The following is a 22,809-nucleotide window of genomic DNA, read 5'->3' on the forward strand; positions in this document are numbered from 1 at the left end:
GGTGACCTGGCTAATCCTATGAATTAGCTGATTAATTTTCTTGACCCTGTAGCTACTTCAGGCTTCACCCTGCACTCATTCGATAATGCCCAAGCGGTTTGGAGAGGATCTGGCAATGCGTATTCTGGTGGTTGAAGACGAACCCAAAACAGCGGACTACCTGCATCAAGGCCTGAGTGAAAGTGGTTATGTCGTGGACCGCGCCAACAATGGCGTGGACGGCCTGCACCTGATACAGCAACAACCTTACGAGTTGGTGATCCTGGATATAAACCTGCCGGGCCAAGATGGCTGGCAAGTGTTGGAACATATGCGCGGACATTCTCCGGCCCGGGTCATGATGTTGACCGCTCGCGGGCGCCTGGAAGACAAAGTCAAAGGGCTGGATATGGGCGCCGATGATTATCTGGTCAAACCTTTTCAATTTCCCGAGTTGCTGGCCCGGGTCCGGACCTTGATTCGCCGCAGCGAACCCGTGTCCCAGCCGCAAGTATTGCAAGTGGCCGACTTGCAACTTGATCCTCGCCGGCATCGGGCTTATCGCGGTGACCGCCGGATAGATCTCACGACCAAGGAATTCACCCTGTTGCATGTATTGATGCGCCACTCGGGGGAAGTGCTGACCCGCACGCAAATCATTTCCCTGGTCTGGGACATGAACTTCGACTGCGACACCAATGTGGTGGAAGTCTCCATCAGCCGCCTGCGGGCCAAGATCGATGATGCCAGTGAGGTCAAGCTGATCCACACCCTGCGCGGTGTCGGTTATGTCCTGGAAGTGCGCCAATGACGCACCAGCCGGCGGCGCCGACCAACAGCAGCCTGTCCATGCGCCTGGGGCTGACCGTCAGCCTGATGGGGGCGGCCCTGGTCCTGCTGCTGGCGACCCTGGCCTATCTGGCCCTGAACCACGAGTTGGACAACCTGGCGCGCAAGGGCCTGGAGAGCAAGCTGGAACAGATCCAGCACAGCCTCACCAGCGACCTCAAGAGCAGCGACCTGGCCGCCCGCCCCCACTCCCTGCTGGACCTGGTGATGGGCCACGACAATCTGCAATTGAACATCCTGAGCAGCGCCCCTCTGGCCGAACCCTTGCTCAATGTTGGCGGCATCGCTGAGCAACCGCTGCCCCGGGCCCTGAGGGAGAGCAGCGCCGAGGGTTACCTCGACTGGCGCGACAGCCGCGGCAATCCCTTGCTCAGCGCCACCCGGCAAATGAACCTGCGCAATGGCGAGCCGGTGCGAGTGGTGTTGAGCCTGGACCGTGGCAATGACCAGGCACTGCTCAGCGCCTACCTGCGCTCCACGGTGATTGCCCTGCCCCTGTTGCTGCTGCTGATCGGCATGGGTGCCTGGTGGCTGGTGCAAAGGGGCCTGCTGCCCCTGCAGCAGTTCACCCGGGTCGCCGCCAAGGTCACCACCCAGGACCTGACCCATCGCCTGAACCTGGACAAGCTGCCCCGGGAACTGGCGGAACTGGGCCAGGGCATCAACGTCATGCTGCAGCGCCTGGATGGCGGGGTGCAGCGCCTGTCGCAGTTCTCCGATGACCTGGCCCACGAACTGCGCTCGCCCATCAGCAACCTGATGGGCAAGGCCCAAGTGACCCTGTCCCGGGAACGTCCCCCAGAGGAATACAAGGCCGTGCTGGAGGCCAGCATCGAGGAGCTGGAGCGGGTCACACGAATCGTCGCCGACATGCTGTTCCTGGCTCAGGTCAGCCAGCCGGCTTCCCAGGCCCGCTTTGCCCGGGTGTCTCTGGGCGAGGAGGCGCGGCGGGTCATGGACCTGTTTGCCCTCAGCGCCGAGGACAAGCAACTGCAGCTGGAACTGCGCGGTGACGCCTGGGTGCTGGGGGATCGCCTGATGATCCAGCGGGCCATTTCCAACCTGTTGTCCAACGCCATCCGCCATTGCCCGGATCAGGGCCGGATCGAGCTGCGGATCGAGCGCCAACTGCAGAGCGTGAGCCTCGCCGTGGGCAATCCCGGGCCGGGCATCGCCGCCTGCCACCTGCCCCATCTGTTCGAGCGTTTCTATCGGGTCGACAGCAGTCGCGCCCGAGCCGAAGGCGGCACCGGGCTGGGCCTGGCAATCGTGCGCTCGATCATGAACCTGCATCAGGGCCGCACCGAGGTCGACAGCGTACCGGACAGCCTCACCGAGTTCCGCCTGGTGTTCCCCAAGCTCGACCCGGCATTGCACGACGCTTAGAGCAGTCAGCCCCGCTCCCCTACAGCACCAGGGCGGGGCCTGACATCGGACATTACAAAGCTTTGCTCCAGAACAGCATGCGGCCATGGGCGGGATCGAGCATGGCATTGGCGAAACCGCAGGCCTGGTAGGCGGCCTGGGCCTGGGCGTTGCCTTCCAGCACTTCCAGGGTGATCTTGCAGCAACCCCGTTGCCGGGCAATGTCCTCGACCTTCTGCAGCATCCGCTTGCTCAGGCCCTGGCCACGAAAGCTGTCCAGCACCACCACATCATGGACATTCACCAGAGGCCGGCAGGCAAAGGTGGAAAAGCCCTCGAAGCAGTTCACCAGCCCCACCGGCTGGCCACCGGCAAAGGCCAGTACGCTGAACGCCTGAGGTCGCTTGGCCAGCTCTGCCGGCAGTTGCTGAAGCTGGTCCGGCGCCAGGGCCTGGCCGCCGCCCATGGGGTCCTGGGCGTAATGATTGAGCAGCACACCTATGGCTTCGGCATGCACCGGGTTGCTGTAACTGGCTTGCAGCACCACGACATCGGCAACGTCCATGTTCATCCTCGATCAATGCAGTGAAAGTGAGCGTTCAGGGCTCAGGCAGCCTCGATTGTAGGCTGGGGGATTTGACCAAACGAAGATTTTTCTCCCTCCTTCTGCAGAAAAATCCTAATGATTGGCCAGGATGAACCACAGCCGGAAGCCCTTCCCCTCAAGCGCGAGGCTGGCTGGCAAACCGTTGCAACTGCATTTCCTGCAGGCGGCTCAAGGTGCGGCGGAAGGGAAACTCCAGGTAACCCTCGGTGTACAGCTGCTCCATCGGTACCTGGGCCTCCAGATAGAGCGGCACCTTGCGGTCGTAACATTCATCCACCAGGGCAATGAAGCGGCGCACGCTGTCGTCATGGATCGACAGTTGCGGCAATTCGCGATCCCCTGCCACCACCCGCTGGGCGCCATCCTCGGTGCCTCGGGCAATGCGTCCCGGGCGTTGCTGGGCACTGAGGTTGGGAACCTGGCTGAGGAGGATTGCGCTGAACCTGTCACACAGCGCCATGAAGTCCATGGCGGAAAACGGCTGTTCGCACAGATCGGCAAAACGGCACCAGATCACGCTGCCGGCGGCCTTGACCACCTGCACCGGCCGATAGCCGATCAGCAGCGGCTCAGTGGAGACCGCCTGGCCGCCGCTCAACTGCTGGAACAAGGGTTCCAGGGCGCTGGGCTGGCCCTCGGCACTGAGCCAGTAGCGCTGCGCGGCAGCCCCCGGGTGCAGACGGTGATCCTGCTCGCCGTCCACCGCCACCACTTGCATATGCTGGCTGATGGCGCTGATGGCCGGCAGGAAACGTTCACGATTGAAGCCCTCGGCATACAGCTGCTCGGGAGGCTGGTTGGAGGTGCAGACCATGACCACGCCCTGCTCGAACATCACCTGGAACAGGCGCCCGAGAATGATCGCATCACCGATATCGTTGACGAACAACTCATCGAAGCACAGCACCCGCACCTCTTCGGCGAGCTCTCGGGCCAGGGCTTGCAAGGGATCGGCGGTGCCGGTGAGCTGGAACGAACGTTGGTGCACCCAGCCCATGAAGTGATGAAAGTGCTGACGCCGCGCCGGCACCCGCAGGCTCTGGTAGAACTGATCCATGAGCCAGGTCTTGCCCCGCCCGACCGCCCCCCACAGATAGACCCCTTGCACCGCTGTACGCCCCTGATGCAGGGCCTCGTGGCAGTTCTGCAAGGCTTGCACGGCCCGCGCCTGTGCCTCGTCGGCGACGAAGCCGTCCTGCTCCAGGGCATGCCGATAGGCGCTCAAGGGGGAATCGAATGGCATGGGCCGCGGGCCTCCCGGCAAAAAAGCCGCAGTATGCCACCGCGCCCCACTCCATGGAGGAACCGGCTTGCCGACGAACCGCTCGACACACCGGTCGACAAGCCTCAGCGGGAGATATCCAGCCGTGCAATCCGTCCCTGCGGGTCCAGGCGAAAGGTGTAGCGCAGCGTCTGGGGGCTGGCGGAAAAATCCCCGCAGACCAGGCTGTCCAGCAACACCTTGCCGGTGCGCTGCTGGACCCCGAGGATCTGCAGTCGCGGACGCACGCGATGGCTGGCGTCCATCCAGCGGGCAATCTCCTGCGGCCCGACCCGGTGTTCTCGCTCGTCGAACACCTGGGCCTCGGCGGCAAAGATCGCCGCCGCCACCGAGCTGTCGCCAGTGTTGGCCGCCATCACGTAGGCGCGGATCGCCGGGGCCAGTGAAACGTCGATACCTGACATGAGAAAAGCTCCTGATGAGTCGATGATCGCGCCATGTTAAAAGCCCCGCGTGTCATTTCCTGTCAGGAGTGAATTGACCGCCCTGCTCGTCCTTTTGCAGGCACTGGCGCCAGGCCCGCAGCCAATCGCTGCGCCGCCCCGGATAGGCCTGTCCCTGCTCCTGGGCCGCGGCAATGCGGTCGGTACGAAAGGTCCGGTAATCGCCCCGCAGCTCACACCAGGCAACGATCACCCGGGCCTCGTTGAGAAACCCCAGAGCCAAGGGCCAGATCAGCCGCTGGCTGGGGTTGCGATTGACGTCGGCATAGTCGATCAACAGCTTGGCCTGGTGCCGGATCGCCTGGCGGAACACGTTCAACGACACGCTGTTGTCGGGAAAGCCCCAGCCCGCGGGGCCCGGCAGCAAGGTCGGATTGCGCAGGGCATCCTGGGCCGCCGGGGCCAGCACCGCGGCGATCTTGGCCATGGCATCGGCCGCGGCCTTGCTCAGCACCTCGTCGCCACGCTGATCGACATAACGCAAGCCCAGGACCACGGCCTCGGTCTCGTCGGCATTGAGCATCAAGGGCGGCAGGAACAGCCCGCTGCGCAACACATAGCCGATGCCCGCCTCACCGTAGATCGGCGCGCCCAGTGAAGTGAGCTCGGCGATATCGCGGTACAGGGTGCGCTCGGACACCTCCAGCTCCGCCGCCAGGGTGGCTGCGGTAACGGGACGGCTCTTGCCCCGCAGCATCTGCAACAGGGTGAGTAAACGGCTGGCTCGCGACACCTTGGGTGGACTCCGGAGAAAAAACACCGGCGCAGAATATCAGAGCCTCCTGACAGTCAGTGTCAGGAGGCTTGCGAGGCGAGACAGGCAATGTCCACGGATGCCACGGGCCCGAAGCGTGCTCCGCAACGGCTGGTGGTGCCGGTGTCGAAGGGCACGCCACCGAGGAAGACCTGCTGCGGGCCTTTGCCTGGGCCGTGCCGATCCCGGGGCATGGCCCCTCAGTAGGTCATGCTCCAGCTCAGGGTGTAGGTGCGGCCACGACCCTGGTAGTCATACAAGTAGTCCGGCCCATAGGTCGGTGAGTAGAACAGCTTGGCGCGCTGGCCCCAGACGGTGCTGTATTGCTTGTCCAGCAGGTTCTGGATACCGCCGCTGAAGGTGCCGAAGTCGGTGTCGTGGCTGCCCAGCAGGTCGAAGGTGGTGTAGCCGTCGATGGTGTTGGGGGCATCAACGCTGTGAGTGGCGTCGATGACCTTGACCGCATCGTCCTTGAGGGTGAAGGCGTGGTTGCCCTGCAAGCGAACGTTGCTGCTGTCACCCTTCCAGCCGACGAAGGCGGTGAGTTTCGACAGCGAGGCATAACGGGCGTCGCGCTTGCTCCAGCCGCCGTTCTTGTTCTCCTCCTCGGAACGCACGGCATGCAGGGTGCCGCCCACTTCCCAGCCACTCTGGAAGTGCCGGGTCAGGGCGCTCTCAAAGCCGTAGTCGCGGCTTTTCTGATCCTTGACGTCAATGGTCAGGGTGGCCTGGTCGGTGCTGATCACCTTGTCCGACCAGATGTAGTACAGCGCCGCCTGGGCCTCCCAGTCGCTATCGGAGAAGCGCCAGCCGGTCTCCACCTGGCGGCTCTTGATCCCGGCCAGGGGGTTGTCGTCGACGCTCAGGCCCGGCTTGCCGTAGAACTTGGCCGGGTCCGGCAGATCGAAGCCCTCGCCGTAGTTGACCCAGACCTGATGACCGTTCTTGAAGTCGTAGATGCTGCCCAGGTTGTACAGGTTGACCGCATATTGGTTGCTGCCACCGGGGACGTTCTTGAAGCGGCCGACATCCACGTCCATCTGCTGACGCCGGTAGCCGCCGGAAACCGTCAGGTTGTCGGTGGCATGCCAGTCCAGCTGGGCGTAGCCGGACAGGCCGTCGACCCGATAGCTGGGATAGCGCGGCGCCTTGCTCAGGGTCACCAGATCCAGACCGCCACTGTCCGAGGAAATCTGCTGATCGAAGGTGCTCTGCTCGGCGTTGAAGCGCTCCCGGTCCAGGTCAACGCCGTAGGTGAGCTTGAAGGCATCGAGCTCCTTGGCGAACAGCGCCTTGAGGCTGGTGACCTCGAAATTCTGCTGCGACGCGGCAAAGTACACGCCCTTGGAGCCCGCGGGACTGCCGCTGTTGTAGTAGGGGAACGGGAAGAAGTTGTTGTCTTCCTTGCGGTACGAGGCCTGCAGGTAGAAGTCCTGGCCCAGCACATCGCTGTGGTGATAGTTGGCGTTGAGCAGCAGGCGCTTGGTACGCGGCTCCAGGTCGGTGGAATAGCCGCCCCGCAGCTCGGCGTTTTCCAGGTTGGACGGTGCCCGGTACTTGAGGTTGGGGAAATAGATCCCGGTGCTGCCGTGGTTGCCCGAGTCGTAGTACTGGGCCAGCAGGTCCAGGCTCTGCTCGTCATTGAACTGCAGGGCCAGGCTGCCCATCAGGTCCAGGGTGCGGTTGTACTGCAGGTCGGTCTGGGTGTTGTCGATGAAGATCTGTTTGCCGGCGCCGTCATAGAACGCCTGGTTCTGCTCCCCCGCCACCGCCAGCCGGCCGCTGATGGCTTCGTTGCCGCCGCTCACCGACTGGGCGACGCGGGTGCTCAGGTCGTCGCTGTTGTTGAAGCCACTGCTGGCCCCCAGCTGGGTCTCGAACCGCGCCGGGCCCGGTTCGCCTTTCTTGGTGACGATATTGATGATGCCGCCGGTGGCGCCGCCGCCGTAGATGGCGCTGGCCCCGGACAGCACTTCGACGCGCTCGACGTTGAACGGCGAAATGCTGTCGAACTGCCGGGACAGGCCCCGGGAACTGTTCTGGCTGACCCCGTCGATCATCACCAAGACGTTGCGCCCGCGCATGTTCTGGCCATAGTTGGTGCGCCCTTCAGGGGCCAGGTCGAGGCCCGGCACCAGCTTGCCAATGGCTTCCTTGAGGCTGACGCCAGTGCTCAGTTGCTCGCGCAGCTGGCTCTGCTCCACCACCCACACCGTGCCGGGGATCTCACTGATGGCGGTGCTGGTGCGCGACGCCACGCTGACCTGGGTCGGCTTGAGGTTGAGGCTGGCGGCCGGCGCCGCGCGGCGCAGGATCACAGTACGCGAATCACTGAAGGACCAGCTCATGCCGCTGCCGGCCAGCAGTGTCTGCAGGGCCTGGGCCACCGTGACCTCGCCATTCAGGGCCGGTGCTTGCAGGCCGTCCACATCAGCGGTGGTGTACAGCAGGCGCAGGTCGGCCTGATCGGCAAAACGGGTCAGCGCCTGATCCAGGGGCTGGGCCACCAGCTTGAGCGCCACCCGGCGCTCCTGGGTGCTGCTGCCCTGGCTGGTGGAGCTGGCGTCCTGCGCCTGGGCCAGCAGTGGGCTCAAGGCACCGGCGAACAGCGCCTGGGCCAGTAATGTGCGGCGCATGAGGTGTTGACCGCGCCCCAGTATCGACAGCTTGAACATAGCTTTCACGTGTTCCTTCCCAGCCCGTTGAAATGACGTCAATGAGAATGATTGTCTTCTCAGTCTCACTACGACGATTGGCCGGGAAAGAACTTGCAGTGCCCCAAGCAAAAAAATCCACTCAGTGCAAAACCGCCAGCCACGGCAGGTAGGTAACCTGCAGCGGATAGCGCTGCTGCAAGGCCTGCAGCGAACCCTGCGGGTCGTGCAGATCGAACACACCGCTGATGGCCAGGGCCGCCAACTGGCTATCGGAGATCAGAATGCGACCATGCTGATAACGCTCCAGCTCGCCAATCACCTCCCCCAGGGGGCGACCGTTGAAGATCAGCTTGCCCCGCTGCCAGGCGGTGAGACTGGCAGCGTCCACGGCTTGCTGGGCCAGCAGCGGCTGGCCGGATTGATACTGCAGACGCTGATCGGCCTGGAGCAGCACTGGCGCATGATCACCAGTGAACTGCACCTGGCCTTCACGCACCACCACCGTCAACCGGCTGCCGTCGCGGCGCAGGCTGAAGGCGCTGGCGGCACTGTGCAGGTATTGGGCGTCGGCCTGCACCACAAACGGCCGTCGCGGGTCGGCAACCGGCTCGAACAGCGCCTCGCCAGATTGCAGGATCACCCGGCGCTCGCCCGCCGAGTACGCCACCGACAATGCGCTACCGCTGTTGAGCGTGACCCTGGAACCGTCCGCCAGGGTGATGTGCTGTTGCTGGCCGACCGCGGTGTGGTAGTCCGAGGTCAGGGCCGGCCACTGCCACCAACCGACGCCGCTGGCCACGGCCAGTACCAGGGACGCCACCAGCGCCGGCCAACCACGCCAGGAACCGGTGGCTGTCGCCGCCCGGTGCTGTTCGGCGGCCCGGGTCTGGCCCAGGTCGCCCCACAGCTGCTGCGCCTCTTGCGCTGCTGCCGCGTGGGCCGGGCTGGTCTGGCGCCATTGCTGATAGGCCATGCGCTGGGCCGCCGTGGCGTTGCCGGAATGCAGCAACACCTGCCATTCGAGTGCAGCGTCTTCAAGGCTTTGGGAGTGTTCGGTCATGGGGATGTCGGCGGCGGGCAAGGGGGAATCACTCATGATGCTGTTGCAGCCAGTCGCGGCAATGGCGCAGGGCCTGGCCGATGTATTTTGCCACCATGCTTTCGGAAACGCCCAGGCGTAACGCAATCTGCGCCTGAGTCAGGCCTTCCAGGCGATTGAGCAGCAAGGCCTGGCGGGCGTTGTCCGAGAGTTGCGCCAGGGCCTCGTCGAGCACCGCCAGGCGTTCCTTGGCCAGCAGCACCGCTTCCGGCGCCGGTGCCGGGTCCACCACTTCACTGTGTTGCTCAGTGTCGCTGAGATTGGCCGCCAGACGCTGCTCGCGGCGCAGGGTATCGATGGCCAGGTTGCCGGCAACGCGAAAAATGAAACGGCGATCGTTGTGCACCTCCACCGTCTGCTGGTCGACCTTGAGCAGCTTGAGATAGGTGTCCTGGGCCACGTCCGCCGCCCGTTGGCGATCGCTCATGCGCCGGGTGAGAAACTTCAGCAGATCGTCGTAGTGCTCTTGAAAGCTGCGCAGCAGGCTGGGTATGGGCAGCATCGAGGGAAGGTCCGCAAATCGGGGAGGCGGATTATTCCACAACGGCAAATGAGAAACAGTATCTTTCGTATCCCTGCAAAATTGACCCTTTGCGCCTGTTTGCCCTTCTGACAACAGGACCTTTCTGGCATCCTGCGCCTCCTTTTTCTGACCGGGTGCGCAAGTCTTGTCTGATGCCATGACATTGCGGCCCAAGTCCCGTCCACTTTCCGGCGTGCGCCCTGGCGTTTTCGCACGCCACTGGCAGGCCTTCTCCCATGACCGCACCTGATCGTTCCCCTCCCCGCTACAAGTCCGACCTGATCTACGGCCTCAATGACCGTCCGCATTTCAGCGCGGCGATCTTCGCCGCCCTGCAACATGTGCTGGCCAGTTTTGTCGGCATCATCAGTCCAACCCTGATCTTCGGCGGCGTGCTGGGCCTTGAGAGCGAACTGCCCTACCTGATCAGCATGGCGCTGTTCGTCTCCGGCCTGGGCACCTTCGTCCAGGCCCGGCGCCTGGGGCCCATCGGCTCGGGGCTGCTGTGCGTGCAGGGCACCAGCTTCTCGTTTATCAGCGTGCTGCTCAGCGCCGGCTTCATGGTCAAGGGCCGTGGCGGCGACACCAATGAGATCCTCTCCACCATCTTCGGCATCTGCTTTGTCGCGGCCTTTATCGAGATGTTCCTCAGCCAATTCATCGGCAAGCTGCGCAAGCTGATCACCCCGGTGGTCACCGGTACCATCATCACCCTGATGGGCCTGTCGCTGATCAAGGTGGCAGTCACCGACATGGCCGGCGGCTACGGCGCCAGCGACCTGGGCGCGGCGAGCAACCTGGGGCTGGCGGCCCTGGTGCTGCTGACCATTGTCGTGCTCAACCGTTTCAATCACCCGATGCTGCGCCTGGGCTCGATCGTCATCGGCCTGACCCTGGGCTTCGTGGTGGCCTGGATGCTGGGCCGGGTGGACATGGCGGCCATGCCCGAGGTGCCACTGGTGAGCGTGCCGGTGCCGTTCAAGTACGGTTTTTCCTTCGACCTGATTGCCTTTATTCCGCTGGCGGTGATCTTCCTGATTTCGCCCCTGGAAGCGGCCGGCGACCTGACCGCCAACTCGATGATTTCCCAGCAGCCGGTGAAAGGCCCGCTGTACATCAAGCGCATCAAGTCCGGGCTGCTGGCGGATGGTTTCAACTCGGCGGTGGCGGCGGTGTTCAACAGCTTGCCGATGGTGACCTTTGCCCAGAACAACGGGGTGATCCAGCTGACCGGCGTCGCCAGCCGCTACGTGGCCTACTTCATTGCCGGGCTGCTGGTGTTGCTGGGGCTGTTCCCGGTGATCGGCGCGGTGCTGCAACTGATGCCCAAACCGGTCCTGGGCGGCGCCACCCTGATCATGTTCGGCACCGTGGCCGTGGCCGGGATCAAGATCCTCGCCGAAGCCGGCCTGCATCGGCGCAACGTGCTGATCGTGGCCATTTCCTTAGGCATGGGCCTGGGGGTGGCGGCGGTGCCGGAAGTGCTGCGTGAGCTGCCCAAGGCGCTGCACAATATCTTCGAGTCGCCGATTACCGTGGGCGCTTTCTGCGCGATCTTCCTCAACATTTTCCTGCCGGAGGAATTCCTTGAGCTGGAAGAGGATGAGTTCGACCCCGAAGCGGCGACCCTCAAGGTGATGCAAGACCCGGACATGAGCGCTAAAGCGAACTCCTGAGGCTGGCGGGCGTCTATGCTGCGTGCGCGGGTGATGGACTCTCGGCCTTGGAGGTTGGTCGGGGGCTTTCCAGGCAAGGCCCTGCGGGCCTTGTCGCAGCCTCGCAGGCTCGGCAGCAGCTACAAGGTGCCGGTCCGCCATTCATTTCCATTGCCGACAGGTATGCCATGCGTAGATTGATCGCCTTGACCCTGGTACTGCTCAGTCTCAGCGCCTGTGCGCTGTTGCCCAACCGCGACCCGCTGGCGATCAACGTGGTGGGCATCGAGCCACTGCCCAGCCAGGAGCTGGAAATGCGCTTCGCGGTGAAGCTGCGCCTGCAGAACCCCAACGAAAATGCCATCGACTACAACGGCGTCGCCCTGGACCTGGAAGTCAACGGCCGCCCGCTGGCGTCCGGGGTCAGCGACCAGCGCGGGCATATCGGCCGTTACTCGGAGGACATCCTGGTGATTCCGGTGAGCGTCTCGGCGTTTTCCGTCCTGCGCCAAACCCTGGGCCTGAGCCAGACCCAGACCTTGGACAACCTGCCCTACGTACTGCGAGGCAAGCTGGCCGGCGGCCTGTTCGGCACCCAGCGTTTCATCGATCGCGGGCAAATCAGCCTGAGCAACCCGGGCGCCCGGTAAGTCCTAGAACACCGACCAGCCGATGCGTTGGCTGAGCAGCTCCAAGGCCGCCATGCCCACCAGGGAGTTGCCGGCGCTGTTGAGCTCCGGTGACCACACGCACACCGTGAACTGCCCCGGCACCACCGCGACAATCCCCCCGCCCACCCCGCTCTTGCCCGGCAAGCCGACCCGATAGGCGAAATTGCCGGCTTCGTCGTACAGCCCGCTGGTGGCCATGATCGAGTTGACCTGCTGGGTCTGGCGCCGGGTGAGGATCTGTTCACCGCTGTGCTTGCAGAAACCGTCGTTAGCCAGAAAGCAGAACGCCCGGGCCAGATCGACGCAGCTCATGCGCAAGGCGCAGTGGCTGAAATAACTGCGCAGCACCGCCTCCACATCGTTATGGAAGTTGCCAAAGGACTGCATCAGGTAGGCCATGGCCGCGTTGCGGGCGCGATGCTGGTATTCCGAATCGGCCACGCGGCCATCCACCATCACCTGACTGTTGCCCGACAGGCGCCGGACAAAGTCGCGCATGGACAAGGCCGGCGCGGCGAAGCGCGACTGGTTGATGTCGCAGATCACCAGCGCCCCGGCATTGATAAAGGGGTTGCGCGGCCGACCCCGCTCGAACTCCAGCTGCACCAGGGAGTTGAACGGCTGCCCCGAAGGCTCATGACCCAGGCGCTCCCAGATCGCCTCGCCGGAGTGACCGATGGCCTGCACCAGACTGAAGACCTTGGAAATACTCTGCACCGAGAACGGCGTGTCGGCGTCACCGGCGCTGAACACCTGGCCGTCGTTGCCATACACGGCAATCCCCAGCTGGTTGGCTGGCACATCGGCCAGGGCGGGAATGTAGTTGGCGACCTGGCCTTGGCCGATCAGGGGGCGGACTTCATCGAGGATCTGGTTCAACAGGGCTTGCATGGTCGGGCTCATCGTCACGGGCCCCGATACGGCTGCGGGGCTATGGCTGCTAGACGCGCGCCAGAGCCTGCGCAGCACACCCGCGTGCAAATCCTCCGCACCTCGCAGGCGCTAGCCGGGCCAACGCCATCGCGTAGGAGCTGGCTTGCCGGCGAAAACAATCCAAGCCCTGCACAGGTCCCGAGGGGCCCTTCGCCGGCAAGCCGGCTGCTACTCGCCAGTTGCAGCAATGCCCAGCACATGAAATCGAAATGCAATTGAGATTCGATCATTTTCAGCAGTCATAAAACACCGGATCGATGACCAACATCAGCTTGAATTAAGGTTCAAGCGCTAGAATGGCACTCGGTCACGCGCACAAAAACCTGTCACATCCAGCTTTGCCCCAGCGCCACACCATTCCATGCATCGCTCCCTTTGGCAGCGCCCACCCGTTGCAAAGGGGCCCTTTGCGGCAGTCGATGTTCATGCCATGACGGCATTTCCTGAGCGGAGTCATGCACCCTTGAAAACCTGGCACACGATCGTCGGTGTCCTGCTGATCACCACCTTCACCCTCCTGCTGGAGATTCCTTCCGCCACCTGGCTGACCTCCGCCACCCTGAGCATGATCCTGGGCAGCACGGCCTTGGCCTACATGGCCCTGTCCTGCTTGCTGGCCGCCCGCTGGGGCTTGGTCGAGCGCCTGTTCGGCGGCCTCGACCGGGTCTATGAGGTGCATAAATGGCTGGGCATCTGGGCCCTGGCGTTCGCCAGCTATCACCTGGTGTTCAAGGCCAACCTGGAAGAATGGAACAGCGTGCCGATCCTCGAACTGTCGAAGTACTGGACACGCCTGGTGCGCCAGCTGAGCTACGTGGCCCTGGGCCTGATCGTGCTCCTGGCGCTGAACCGCAACATTCCCTACAGCCAGTGGCGCTGGTGGCACAAGCTGTCCGGACCGCTGTTTCTGATCGTCATCCTGCACGGGCTGAGCTTCAAGTCGCCCATCACCCTGGACTCGCCCTCGGGTATCTGGCTCGGCGCGCTGTGCATCCTCGGGGTGCTCGGGGCCCTGTACAAGCTGCTGCTCTACCCTTTCGTGGCCAAGGTCGGCGAGTACCAGGTGAGCGCGGTCAAGGTGGAGAAGAACTCCCTGCACCTGGAACTGACGCCCCTGGGTCGGGGCTTTCCGTTCAAGGCCGGCCAGTTCGCCTTTTTGTCGATGCAGGAAAAGGGCCTGCGCGAGCCGCACCCCTTCACCATCGCCAGCGCCCAGAGCGAAGACGGGCGTATCGAATTCGTGATCCGCGCCCTCGGCGACTACACCCAACGGCTGCGCAAGCAGGTGCAACCCGGCATGCGTGCTGACCTCTACGCGCCTTATGGTCGCTTCAAGCGGCCCCAAGAAGCGGCTCGGGAAATCTGGATCGGCGGCGGCGTGGGCATCTCGCCGTTCATTTCCTGGCTGCAGGATTCGGCCGCCGGGCAGTTCGACAAGGCGACCCTGGTGTACTGCTACAACCCGTCCCGGGCCTTTCCCAGCGTCGACACCCTGCAAGGCATGGCCCAGGCCCGTGGTGTGGACTTCGTCGCCAACAGCGGCGGCACCGAGTCCCTGGCCCAGACCCTCAAGCGCACAGCCACGGAAACCGACCCGCAGCAGATCCAGATCAGCTTCTGCGGACCCAAGGGCCTGCTGGCCCAGGTGCGGGAGTTGATGAACGAGTACCGGATTCCCGAAGGCAACCTGCACTACGAGTTCTTCGAGTTCCGCTGATCAGTCACGGGCCTGACACGGGTGGCGCGGCTCATGCAACGCCACCCTCACCACCAGGGCCGCCAGCAGGGTGATGACCATCAACACCTGCAACAGCTGGCTGAACGCCTGGGAGTAGATGTGCAGCAACCCTTCCCGGGACAACGTCGGCAAGGACCCGGCACTGGCCGCCAGATCGCCACCGGCCAACTGCCGCGCGGCCAGCAGCGACTCCCCCGGCGGTGCCAGGCTTGCAAGGCCGTGCTGCAACAGCCCTGCCAGCAGCGCCACCACCAAGGCCAGGGCAATGCCCTCACCCGCCACCCGGGTGGTACTGAAGATGCCACTGGCCATGCCGGCCCGCTCCTTGGGCACCACGCTCACCGACAGCCCATCCATCAAGCCCCAGGGCAATCCGCTGCCCAGGCCGATCACCAGTAATGGCCAGACCCGCTCGACCGCGGCCTGCCCCGGCTCGACCCGACTGAGCCAAAACAGCCCGCCGGCAGCCACCAGCAAACCCAGGCTCGACAGGTTGCCGGCGCTGAACCAGCGGTTGAGCCAGCCCGCGGCAAAGGGCACCACCAACATCGGCGCCGACAGGGCCATCATCAGGATTCCGGCGTCGATCTCGCTGTAGCCTTCGACGCCGATAAAGCGGATCGGCAGCAGGATCAGCAGCACCACGTAGCAGTAGCAGGTGGCGATGGGCAGCACTTGCACCCCGACAAAGCGCGGGTAGCGAAACAGCGACAGGTCAAGCATCGGCCGCGAGGCCCGGCGCTCCACAACAATGAACAGCCCCAGCGCCAGCAGCGCTCCCGCCAGCAACAACAGGACCCAGGGGCTGTCCCAACCACTCTGGGGCGCCAGCAGAATGCCCCAGGTGAGCAGCACCAGGGCCAGGGTGAAACTCAAGGTGCCGGGCCAGTCCACGCCCCGGGCCTCGGGGTCCCGGGATTCCTCCATGCGCGGCACGCCAAAGCCCAGGGCCAGACCGCCGATCAGCGCTCCGGAGACAAAGATCCCGCGCCAGCCGCTGTGCTCGATCAGGACCCCGGCAAGGATCGGCCCAAAGGCCAGACCGACGCCGAAGGTGGTGCCCAGCAGGCTGAAGACGCGGGTTCGCGCAGGCCCTTCGAAGGCCTGGGCCAGGGCGGCCGAGCCACCGGCCAGGGCAGCGGCGCCTGCCAGCCCCTGGACCCCGCGCAACAGGTTGAGCCACAGCAGCGACGGCACGAACACCAGGGCCAGGGAGCTCAGGCCGAACAGCGCCACCCCCAGGCTGAACAAACGCTTGCGACCGTACTCGTCGGCCAGGGTGCCGGCCGCCATCAGCACACTGCCAAAGGTCAGCATGAAGGCGTTGGTGGTCCAGCTCAGGGCCAGCGGGCTGCCCCCCAGTTCGCGGCCAATGGCCGGGGTCGCCACCGCCACGCCGACAAAAGTCAGGGGCAACATCAAGGCCGCCAGACAGACCGCAGCCAGTACGCCATAGGAAGCCCGCTCGCGAGCACGGGCCGGCTGCCCCAGGGACAATTCGAGTTCAGGATTCACACACACCTCTCAGCCCTGGCAACCCGGGCGATTTGCAGAAAAATCCATGATAGGTGTGCCGCAATAGGCGAAAAACCAGGCATTCTTCCGCTCTTTACGGACAAAAACGCTGTAATCGAGGTGAGCGATGGACAACCTTAACGGCCTGCAGGTGTTTGTCTGCGTGGTCCGCAGCGGCAGCCTGGTGGGGGCCGGCGAGCGTCTTGGACTGTCCGCCTCAGCGGTGGGCAAGGCCCTGGCGCGCCTGGAACAACGACTCGGTGTGCGCCTGCTCAATCGCAGCACCCGGCGCCTGAGCCTGACCGACGAAGGCGCGCTGTTCTACGAGCGCGGCCAGCGTATCGTCGACGAGGTGCTGGAGGCCGAGGCCGAGCTGGCGCGGATCAGCGACAAGCCCCGGGGCCGGCTGCGGGTCAGCCTGCCCGCCATCGGCTATCGCATGCTGCTGCCGATCCTGCCGGAATTCGCCGCGCGCTATCCGGACATCGAGCTGGACCTGGACTTCAACGACCGGCTGATCGACGTGATCGCCGAAGGCGTCGACGCGGTGATCCGCAGCGGCGAGCTGCCAGACTCCCAACTCAAGTCCAGGAGCCTCGGTCCCTTCGGCTTCGTGCTGATCGGCGCCCCCGGCTACTTTGCCCAGCGCGGCATCCCGCACACCCCCCAGGACCTGGAGCGGCACGCCTGCCTGCGCTACAAGTTCCCCGGCGGCAGCGTGCTGCAGCCATGGAATCTGCGCCTGCCCGACGGCGCGCCGCCGCTGGTACTGGGCAGCGCCCTGACCAGCAACAACCTGGAGTCATTGATCCACGCCGCAAGCCAGGGCCTGGGCATCGCCTACGTGCCCGAATTCGTGGTTTGCGGCGCCCTGGCAGACGGCAGCCTGATCTCGGTGCTGGACGACTATCAGCAAGAGCGCGGCAAGTTCTCCATTCTCTGGCCCAGCAGCCGGCACTTGCTGCCAAAATTGCGGGTCTTCGTCGACTTTCTCAGCCAGCGACTGAGGCTAGGCAACGCCCACAAGGAGTCCCGCTCATGATCGACCCTGTTCCCACCCTGCACACCGAACGCCTGCTGCTGCGCCCCCTGGAACTGGCGGACGCCGAGGCCATCCAGCAGCTTTTTCCGCAGTGGGAAGTGGTGCGCTACCTCAATGCCGTGGTGCCCTGGCCCTACCCGGCCGACGGCGCCCTGAACTACCTGCGGGACATGGCCCTGCCGGCCATGGCCCGGGGCACAGAATGGCACTGGACAATCCGTTTGCGCAGCGAGCCTAAGCAAATGATCGGCAGCATCAGCCTGATGGACGAAGCCGACAACAACCGCGGTTTCTGGCTGGCCCCGACCTGGCAAGGCCAGGGCTACATGAGCGAAGCCTGCACCGTGGTCGACGAGTTCTGGTTCGAAGTGCTGCAACGACCGCTGATGCGGGTGCCCAAGGCTGCGCCGAACCGGGGCTCGCGGCGCATCTCCGAGCGTGGCGGCATGCGCCTGGTGCGCTCCGAGAGTGGCGACTTCGTCGGCGGGCATTTCCCCCTGGACATCTGGGAAATCACCCGCGAGCAGTGGCGCCGCCGACGCTGATCGACACCGGCGACTCAGGTAAAGCGCACCCCGGATCGGGGGCGCTGGTCCACGCTCAGTTCAAACACATCCGGACGCGCATAGTGGCCGACCACGTCGTAGTCATAGCGGGCCTTCACCAGGTCAGCCGTGTCGATCTCGGCGCTGATCAGCCCGGCGCTGCCCACCAGCGGCCCGGCCAATACATCGCCCATGGGCCCCACGATGACGCTGCCACCGGCAATCAGCGGACGCTCTGCCGGCCAATTGGCAATCTCCAGCCCCAGTTCCTGGGGCGAGGCCTGGACCTGACAGGCGCTGACCACGAAACAACGACCTTCATGGGCGATGTGACGCATGCTCACCTGCCACATCTCGCGCTCGTCCACCGTGGGCGCACACCAGACTTCGATGCCCTGGGCGTACATCGCGGTGCGCAGCAACGGCATCATGTTTTCCCAGCAGATCACCGCGCCGACCCGTCCCACCTGGGTGTCCAGCACCGGCAGGGTCGAGCCGTCACCCTGGCCCCAGATCAGGCGCTCGGTGCCGGTGGGCATCAACTTGCGATGCTTGGCCACCAGCCCCTGCTGTGGATCGAAATACAGCGCCGTGCAATACAGGGTGCTGCCACTGCGCTCAATCACCCCCAGCACCAGATGGGCTCCGGTACGGGCCGACAGCCCAGCCAGCGCCTCGGTCTCCGCACCCGGCACATCGATGGCATTGGCAAAGTAACGGGCAAAGGCTTCGCGCCCCTCCGGCAGGCGATAACCCAGTTGGGTGCCGAAGCCTTCGCCCTTGGGATAGCCCCCCAGCAGCGCTTCGGGCATCACCACCAACTGCGCCCCCGCTTCGATGATGGCGCCCTCATAGGAGAGGATCTGCTCCAGGGTGGCGGCCTTGCCTTCTGGCAAGGCCCCGATTTGCAGCGCGGCGACGATGGACTTGGGCATGACATGACTCCTCGAACGATCAGGTGTTGCGCATTGTCCTGCCGCCGCTGATCATCGATAAACCCCAACCCAGTGCTTAATGATATGAACCAGATGAATATCGCCAGCGTCGACCTCAACCTGCTCAAGGCCTTCGAAGCCCTGCATGACGAGTCCAGCGCCAGCCGCGCAGCCCTGCGCCTGGGAGTGACCCAATCGGCCATGAGTGCAGCCTTGCGCCGCTTGCGCGAGTTGTATGGCGATCAATTGTTCGTTCGCACCGGCCGCGGCCTGGCGCCGACCCTCAAGGCCAATCAATTGAAGCCGGTGGTCACTGAGGCCCTGAACAAATGTCGCCAGAGCCTGGCCATGGTTGCCCCGCACAGCGCCGATTATCAGGGACGCTCGGTGACGCTCGGCCTGTCGGATGATTTCGAGATTGCCTACGGCCGGCGCCTGATCGAAGCCGTGGCCCGCCGCGCGCCCAAGTTGCGGCTGATCTTCCGCCAGACCCACAGCCAGATCGTCGCCGAGGCGCTGTTGCAGCGCAGCGTCGACCTGGCCATCAGCGCCGGTGGCTTTGCCGAGCGCCTGCTCAGTCGGCAGGTGCTGGGGGAAGGCGACTACCTGTGCCTGGCGGACCCGGCCAGCCTGGCCCCCGGGCAACGACAGATCGACCTTGAGGAGTTCGTTCGGCGCGAACACCTGCTGGTGTCGTCACAAGGGTTTATCGGCATCACCGATGAAGGATTGGCGAATCTGGGACTCAGTCGCCAGGTCTGCGCCTCGACCACGCATTTTGCCGCGCTGCCCTTTCTGCTCAAGGGCAGCCAGGCGGTGGCGACCATTCCTGCCCATGCCGCACGGCGCATCGCCGAGTTCACCGGCCTGCAGCTGCTGCCCTGCCCCCTGGCGCTGCCGCGCTATCCGATCGAACTGGGTTGGCGCACCAGCCCGCAGATAGACCCGCTGCTGGTAAAGGTACGTGAAGCGATTGTCGAGTGTTTCGCGGTTACTTGTTCGCCGCCATCAGCCGATTGACTTCACTGCGCACCATGTTGGAGTACTCCGGCGGCGACATGCCGTCCAGTTCCGCGCGCACCCACTCGGCCCACTTGCCCTTGCGCTTGCCGCGCTCGCCGAACAACCGTGCCGCCTCGCCCTTGGCCTTGCCCAGGTTGCTCTGCCACAAGTCGAACAGACGGGACTTCTCGTCCTCGATGGCGGCGCGTTCGGCCAGGGTCTTGTTAGCCAGATTGAAACTCATGGGAAATTCCTGCTGCGTAAAATAGGCGCCATCTTACACTGTAGGGGCTGACGGTTTTACTCAAGGGTGGCGAGCAAGGTGCAAAATGGCTGCAACTTTTGCCCCAGCGCCGGACTCCATTGCTTGTACCCGATGACTGCAGCCGCTGCCGCAGGCTGCTAGCGACTTGGGCAATACGCCTGATACCGCAGGCGTGCCCTTGCACCACCGACCACATTTCCAAGGAAAAACTTCATGGCTCGCAAATCTGCCGCGCAAGCGGAAAACGATCAAATCAAGGACCAGGCCTTCAGCGAACTGCAGGCGCTGATCGAAGAATCGGAAAAGCTGCTCAAGGGCAGCGCCAGCCTGGTGGGCGAAGAAGGTGAAAGCTTGCGCCAGCAAGTGAGCCTCAAACTCAAGCAGGCGCTGGACTCGGTGAACAACGTGCGCGAGCGCAGCAAGCCGGTGGTGGATGCCACCGAGCAATACATCGGTGGCCACCCGTGGCAGACCGTGGCCATCTCCGCCGGCGTTGGCCTGGTGGTCGGCCTGCTGCTGGGCCGGCGCTCGTAACCGCCCCGCTCGCTCCAGGGCCAGGTGCGCCAGTGGCGGCCTGGCCTTTTTTCGTTTCAGGCCTGCGCCAGCGCCCGCAGCTGCTGCAGTTGCTCCACGCCAATGGCGATTCCCTTTTGCAGCGAACGTTCGCGCTGCTGATGCCGACGATCCCCCGGTAGGCGCTTGAGTCCCACCGCGTGCATCTGCCGCACCAGTTCCTGGCTGCGCTCGGCGAAGCTCTGTCCGGCGGCCTTGCTCGGATCGATGACGATCAGCAACTGCCCGGTCCAGGGCGTCTTGGCCCCAGGATGGTTGGACCAGTCGAACTCGAAGGAGAAGTGACCTCCGGTCAGGGCCGCGGCCAGCAACTCCACCATCATCGACAGGGCCGAACCTTTGTGGCCGCCAAACGGCAGCAAGGCGCCACCTTCGAGAATCGCCTTGGGGTCCTGGGTCGGCTGCCCCAGGCTGTCGACGCCGATGCCAAGGGGCAAGCGCTCGCCCTTGCGCGCGGCGATCTGCACATCGCCGTGGGCGATGGCACTGGTGGCCAGGTCGAAGACGATCGGCTGGCCCTGGGCCTGGGGCGCGGCGAAGGCAATCGGATTGGTGCCGAACAACGGCCGGTCGGCGCCGTAAGGCACGACACAGGTCATGCTGTTGACCACGCTCAGGGCCACCAGCCCCTCTTCGGCAAAGGGCTCGACATCAGGCCAGAGTGCGGCGAAATGGTGCGAGTTACGGATCGCCAGCACCGCGATCCCGGCGTTGCGGGCCTTGCTGACCAGCAGCTCGCGAGCGGCCGCCAGGGCCGGTTGGGCAAAGCCGTTGCCAGCGTCGACCCGGACAAAGGCCGCCGCAACGTCTTCCACCACAGGCACCGCCCGACCATCGACCCAGCCACTGGCCAGGGTCGAGACATAGCCGGGGATACGAAACACACCATGACTCTGGGCACCGTCGCGCTCAGCGGCGGCGCAGTTCTCGGCCAGGCAACGGGCCACTTCGGCGCGGCAGCCATGACGCAGGAAAATCGTCTCCAGCAACTGCACCAGGGCCGGCAGAGAGAGGTATTGGCAAGGCGTTTCAACAACCAGGGACGATGCAGACATCTGAAGCTCCAGAGTAATTATTGGAGGGGGCGACAGCGTGTGACCCGGCGATTAAACAACGCTGACTGTTGGCCCTGTCAACCCGATCCCACGGCTCGCAAGGAAGGTGCCAGAGTTGCTGGCCAACAGACACGGCCGCAAGGCGTGCCCATTTGTAGACACTTTCGATACACAGCGGGTTTTCAGGGCGTGGCCGATGAAAATAAGTTCACTTTGATGCGCATTAGCCATGACGGCTGTTCTACAAGCCTTGCGCCGGAGGGTAGAATGCGGGAAATCAGGAAGAGTCAATGAGCGAACAGATCCTCTCAGAAGCCGAATACGACGCCATTACCCAAGCTGCCGCGCAATGGTGCATGCGTTTGCATGAAGCCGACTGCAGCGATGCGGAGCGTCTGGCCTTTCAGCAATGGCATGATGCCGACCCCCTGCACGCTTTCGAATACGAGGCGATGCGGGAGATATGGGAAGTGGCCGATCAACTGCCGCCCTCCACTCTGGCGCCGGCTCCGGTCAAGCCTGCCCCCCGGCGCACCTGGCAGCATTACGGTGCGGCCGCGGCCGTCGCCCTGTGCGCCCTGCCCCTGGCCGCCTACAGCGGTTGGGAACTGGGCTGGCTGCCATCGTCCTACGAACATTTCGAAGCCGGCGACAGCCTGCGCAACGTGACCCTGGCCGACGGCAGCCAGGTGGAACTGAACCTGGGCAGCAGCCTGACCTACAGCAACTACAAGGATCAGCGCCGGGTCACCCTGAAGAAGGGCGAGGCGTTCTTCAAGGTCAGCCACGACAGCAGCCATCCGTTCGTGGTCAAGGCCGCCCAAGGCCAGATCAAGGTCACCGGCACCCAGTTCAACGTGTGGATGTATGAGGATCAGGTACGGGTCACCCTGCTTCAGGGCTCGGTGCTGGTCACCAGCAATACCGCGCTGCCCGGCGAAGGTTTCCGCCTGGAACCGGGCATGCAGGCCCACTACAAGGATGGCGACTACGCGCCGCAGATCAGCCAGACCTACAGCAACGACAGTTCCCTGGCCTGGCGCAACGGCAAACTGGTGCTGGACAACCTGGCCCTCAGCGATGCCCTGCCACTGATCAATCGCTACCTGGACACCCCGGTGCAGCTGGCTGACAGCTCGACCGGCAAGATCCGCGTGGGCGGCATCTACAACACCCGGGAAATCAGGAGCCTCCTGACTTCGTTGCCCAAGGTGCTGCCGGTCTACCTGACGCGCAATCGCGACGGTAACCCGGTGATCAATTCGTTGCCTCAGTCCCCGCCAAAAAGCTGAAGGCCGCCCCGTTACGGGGGCGGCCTCGAT

22 protein-coding genes are annotated in these 22,809 nt (G+C 64.2%); 10 read left to right on the forward strand and 12 right to left on the reverse strand.

Translation table 11 applies throughout. The features are described 5' to 3' along the window. Positions 1-115 precede the first annotated feature (115 nt). On the forward strand, positions 116-790 hold the full coding sequence (locus tag LOY69_RS15940) for a heavy metal response regulator transcription factor (protein WP_102863484.1): 675 nt from the start codon (positions 116-118) through the stop codon (positions 788-790). Next, positions 787-2,214: a heavy metal sensor histidine kinase gene (locus LOY69_RS15945; protein ID WP_265073190.1), complete on the forward strand. Its 1,428-nt coding sequence runs from the start codon at positions 787-789 to the stop codon at positions 2,212-2,214. The genes LOY69_RS15940 and LOY69_RS15945 overlap by 4 nt, the downstream gene beginning before the upstream one ends. Positions 2,215-2,266: 52 nt before the next feature. Here LOY69_RS15945 and LOY69_RS15950 read toward each other — a convergent pair whose 3' ends face one another. The 7 genes from LOY69_RS15950 to LOY69_RS15980 form a co-directional block, all read right to left on the reverse strand. Next, positions 2,267-2,758, reverse strand: a complete 492-nt coding sequence (locus LOY69_RS15950) for a GNAT family N-acetyltransferase (protein ID WP_102863585.1) — start codon at positions 2,756-2,758, stop codon at positions 2,267-2,269. 157 nt (positions 2,759-2,915) lie between these two features. After that, positions 2,916-4,043 carry a cell division protein ZapE gene (gene zapE / locus LOY69_RS15955; protein ID WP_102879227.1) on the reverse strand — a complete coding sequence of 376 codons (1,128 nt, stop codon included), beginning with the start codon at positions 4,041-4,043 and terminating at the stop codon, positions 2,916-2,918. A gap of 104 nt (positions 4,044-4,147) precedes the next feature. After that, a complete protein-coding gene (locus LOY69_RS15960) occupies positions 4,148-4,486 on the reverse strand; it encodes a ketosteroid isomerase (protein ID WP_102879226.1) in 339 nt (112 codons plus the stop codon). Positions 4,487-4,538: 52 nt separating this feature from the next. Continuing rightward, complete coding sequence (locus LOY69_RS15965; RefSeq protein WP_102863480.1) at positions 4,539-5,258, reverse strand: helix-turn-helix transcriptional regulator; 720 nt, start codon at positions 5,256-5,258, stop codon at positions 4,539-4,541. 221 nt (positions 5,259-5,479) lie between these two features. Further along, a complete protein-coding gene (locus tag LOY69_RS15970) occupies positions 5,480-7,915 on the reverse strand; it encodes a TonB-dependent siderophore receptor (RefSeq protein WP_265074903.1) in 2,436 nt (811 codons plus the stop codon). Positions 7,916-8,075: 160 nt separating this feature from the next. Continuing rightward, positions 8,076-9,032 carry a FecR family protein gene (locus LOY69_RS15975; protein WP_265073191.1) on the reverse strand — a complete coding sequence of 319 codons (957 nt, stop codon included), beginning with the start codon at positions 9,030-9,032 and terminating at the stop codon, positions 8,076-8,078. Then, complete coding sequence (locus tag LOY69_RS15980) at positions 9,025-9,537, reverse strand: RNA polymerase sigma factor (protein ID WP_102879223.1); 513 nt, start codon at positions 9,535-9,537, stop codon at positions 9,025-9,027. Before LOY69_RS15980 ends, LOY69_RS15975 begins: the two co-directional genes overlap by 8 nt. A gap of 257 nt (positions 9,538-9,794) precedes the next feature. Here LOY69_RS15980 and LOY69_RS15985 point away from each other — a divergent pair, with 257 nt between their 5' ends. Continuing rightward, the gene (locus LOY69_RS15985) at positions 9,795-11,234 is read left to right on the forward strand and encodes a nucleobase:cation symporter-2 family protein (protein ID WP_102879222.1); all 1,440 of its coding nucleotides are present in this window, start codon (positions 9,795-9,797) and stop codon (positions 11,232-11,234) included. Between the two features lie 167 nt (positions 11,235-11,401). After that, positions 11,402-11,863, forward strand: a complete 462-nt coding sequence (locus LOY69_RS15990; RefSeq protein ID WP_265073192.1) for an LEA type 2 family protein — start codon at positions 11,402-11,404, stop codon at positions 11,861-11,863. Positions 11,864-11,866: 3 nt separating this feature from the next. On the opposite strand, the gene glsB is transcribed toward LOY69_RS15990, so the two are convergent. Further along, complete coding sequence (gene glsB, locus LOY69_RS15995) at positions 11,867-12,775, reverse strand: glutaminase B (protein WP_102863474.1); 909 nt, start codon at positions 12,773-12,775, stop codon at positions 11,867-11,869. Positions 12,776-13,280: 505 nt separating this feature from the next. Here glsB and LOY69_RS16000 point away from each other — a divergent pair. Beyond that, entirely contained in the window at positions 13,281-14,534 is a 1,254-nt protein-coding gene (locus LOY69_RS16000; RefSeq protein ID WP_102879219.1) for a ferric reductase-like transmembrane domain-containing protein, read from the forward strand. On the opposite strand, the gene LOY69_RS16005 is transcribed toward LOY69_RS16000, so the two are convergent. Beyond that, positions 14,535-16,070 (reverse strand): MFS transporter, encoded by a 1,536-nt coding sequence (locus LOY69_RS16005; RefSeq protein ID WP_265073193.1) that lies wholly within the window; start codon positions 16,068-16,070, stop codon positions 14,535-14,537. A gap of 127 nt (positions 16,071-16,197) precedes the next feature. On the opposite strand from LOY69_RS16005, the gene LOY69_RS16010 reads away from it, so the two are divergent. Both LOY69_RS16010 and LOY69_RS16015 read left to right on the forward strand, forming a co-directional pair. Continuing rightward, on the forward strand, positions 16,198-17,112 hold the full coding sequence (locus LOY69_RS16010) for a LysR family transcriptional regulator (RefSeq protein WP_110653217.1): 915 nt from the start codon (positions 16,198-16,200) through the stop codon (positions 17,110-17,112). Then, positions 17,109-17,657, forward strand: coding sequence for a GNAT family N-acetyltransferase (locus tag LOY69_RS16015; RefSeq protein ID WP_413787126.1), 549 nt, complete (start codon positions 17,109-17,111; stop codon positions 17,655-17,657). The genes LOY69_RS16010 and LOY69_RS16015 overlap by 4 nt, the downstream gene beginning before the upstream one ends. A 14-nt stretch (positions 17,658-17,671) precedes the next feature. Here the strand turns inward: LOY69_RS16015 and LOY69_RS16020 are convergent, their stop codons facing one another. Beyond that, positions 17,672-18,592 carry a carbon-nitrogen hydrolase family protein gene (locus LOY69_RS16020; RefSeq protein ID WP_110596917.1) on the reverse strand — a complete coding sequence of 307 codons (921 nt, stop codon included), beginning with the start codon at positions 18,590-18,592 and terminating at the stop codon, positions 17,672-17,674. An 84-nt stretch (positions 18,593-18,676) separates the two neighbouring features. On the opposite strand from LOY69_RS16020, the gene LOY69_RS16025 reads away from it, so the two are divergent. Next, on the forward strand, positions 18,677-19,612 hold the full coding sequence (locus LOY69_RS16025; protein WP_265073194.1) for a LysR family transcriptional regulator: 936 nt from the start codon (positions 18,677-18,679) through the stop codon (positions 19,610-19,612). On the opposite strand, the gene LOY69_RS16030 is transcribed toward LOY69_RS16025, so the two are convergent. Next, positions 19,584-19,838, reverse strand: coding sequence for a hypothetical protein (locus tag LOY69_RS16030; RefSeq protein WP_011061196.1), 255 nt, complete (start codon positions 19,836-19,838; stop codon positions 19,584-19,586). The genes LOY69_RS16025 and LOY69_RS16030 overlap by 29 nt on opposite strands. A 234-nt stretch (positions 19,839-20,072) precedes the next feature. On the opposite strand from LOY69_RS16030, the gene LOY69_RS16035 reads away from it, so the two are divergent. Continuing rightward, entirely contained in the window at positions 20,073-20,393 is a 321-nt protein-coding gene (locus LOY69_RS16035) for a DUF883 family protein (protein ID WP_102863467.1), read from the forward strand. 56 nt (positions 20,394-20,449) lie between these two features. On the opposite strand, the gene LOY69_RS16040 is transcribed toward LOY69_RS16035, so the two are convergent. Beyond that, a complete protein-coding gene (locus tag LOY69_RS16040) occupies positions 20,450-21,487 on the reverse strand; it encodes an Ldh family oxidoreductase (RefSeq protein ID WP_265073195.1) in 1,038 nt (345 codons plus the stop codon). Positions 21,488-21,777: 290 nt separating this feature from the next. Between LOY69_RS16040 and LOY69_RS16045 the strand changes: the two genes are divergently transcribed. After that, positions 21,778-22,779: a FecR family protein gene (locus LOY69_RS16045; RefSeq protein WP_102863465.1), complete on the forward strand. Its 1,002-nt coding sequence runs from the start codon at positions 21,778-21,780 to the stop codon at positions 22,777-22,779. The last annotated feature ends 30 nt before the right edge of the window (positions 22,780-22,809 follow it).

This window comes from Pseudomonas sp. B21-059 (genome assembly GCF_026016285.1).
GTDB lineage: Bacteria > Pseudomonadota > Gammaproteobacteria > Pseudomonadales > Pseudomonadaceae > Aquipseudomonas > Aquipseudomonas danubii.

Coding starts and splice junctions, on each gene's coding strand:
- LOY69_RS15940 (WP_102863484.1), top strand. CDS start 116: ATGCGTATTCTGGTGGTTGAAGACGAACCCAAAACAGCGGACTACCTG.
- LOY69_RS15945 (WP_265073190.1), top strand. CDS start 787: ATGACGCACCAGCCGGCGGCGCCGACCAACAGCAGCCTGTCCATGCGC.
- LOY69_RS15950 (WP_102863585.1), bottom strand. CDS start 2,758: ATGGACGTTGCCGATGTCGTGGTGCTGCAAGCCAGTTACAGCAACCCG.
- zapE (WP_102879227.1), bottom strand. CDS start 4,043: ATGCCATTCGATTCCCCCTTGAGCGCCTATCGGCATGCCCTGGAGCAG.
- LOY69_RS15960 (WP_102879226.1), bottom strand. CDS start 4,486: ATGTCAGGTATCGACGTTTCACTGGCCCCGGCGATCCGCGCCTACGTG.
- LOY69_RS15970 (WP_265074903.1), bottom strand. CDS start 7,915: ATGCGCCGCACATTACTGGCCCAGGCGCTGTTCGCCGGTGCCTTGAGC.
- LOY69_RS15975 (WP_265073191.1), bottom strand. CDS start 9,032: ATGAGTGATTCCCCCTTGCCCGCCGCCGACATCCCCATGACCGAACAC.
- LOY69_RS15980 (WP_102879223.1), bottom strand. CDS start 9,537: ATGCTGCCCATACCCAGCCTGCTGCGCAGCTTTCAAGAGCACTACGAC.
- LOY69_RS15985 (WP_102879222.1), top strand. CDS start 9,795: ATGACCGCACCTGATCGTTCCCCTCCCCGCTACAAGTCCGACCTGATC.
- LOY69_RS15990 (WP_265073192.1), top strand. CDS start 11,402: ATGCGTAGATTGATCGCCTTGACCCTGGTACTGCTCAGTCTCAGCGCC.
- glsB (WP_102863474.1), bottom strand. CDS start 12,775: ATGCAAGCCCTGTTGAACCAGATCCTCGATGAAGTCCGCCCCCTGATC.
- LOY69_RS16010 (WP_110653217.1), top strand. CDS start 16,198: ATGGACAACCTTAACGGCCTGCAGGTGTTTGTCTGCGTGGTCCGCAGC.
- LOY69_RS16015 (WP_413787126.1), top strand. CDS start 17,109: ATGATCGACCCTGTTCCCACCCTGCACACCGAACGCCTGCTGCTGCGC.
- LOY69_RS16020 (WP_110596917.1), bottom strand. CDS start 18,592: ATGCCCAAGTCCATCGTCGCCGCGCTGCAAATCGGGGCCTTGCCAGAA.
- LOY69_RS16025 (WP_265073194.1), top strand. CDS start 18,677: ATGAACCAGATGAATATCGCCAGCGTCGACCTCAACCTGCTCAAGGCC.
- LOY69_RS16030 (WP_011061196.1), bottom strand. CDS start 19,838: ATGAGTTTCAATCTGGCTAACAAGACCCTGGCCGAACGCGCCGCCATC.
- LOY69_RS16035 (WP_102863467.1), top strand. CDS start 20,073: ATGGCTCGCAAATCTGCCGCGCAAGCGGAAAACGATCAAATCAAGGAC.
- LOY69_RS16040 (WP_265073195.1), bottom strand. CDS start 21,487: ATGTCTGCATCGTCCCTGGTTGTTGAAACGCCTTGCCAATACCTCTCT.
- LOY69_RS16045 (WP_102863465.1), top strand. CDS start 21,778: ATGAGCGAACAGATCCTCTCAGAAGCCGAATACGACGCCATTACCCAA.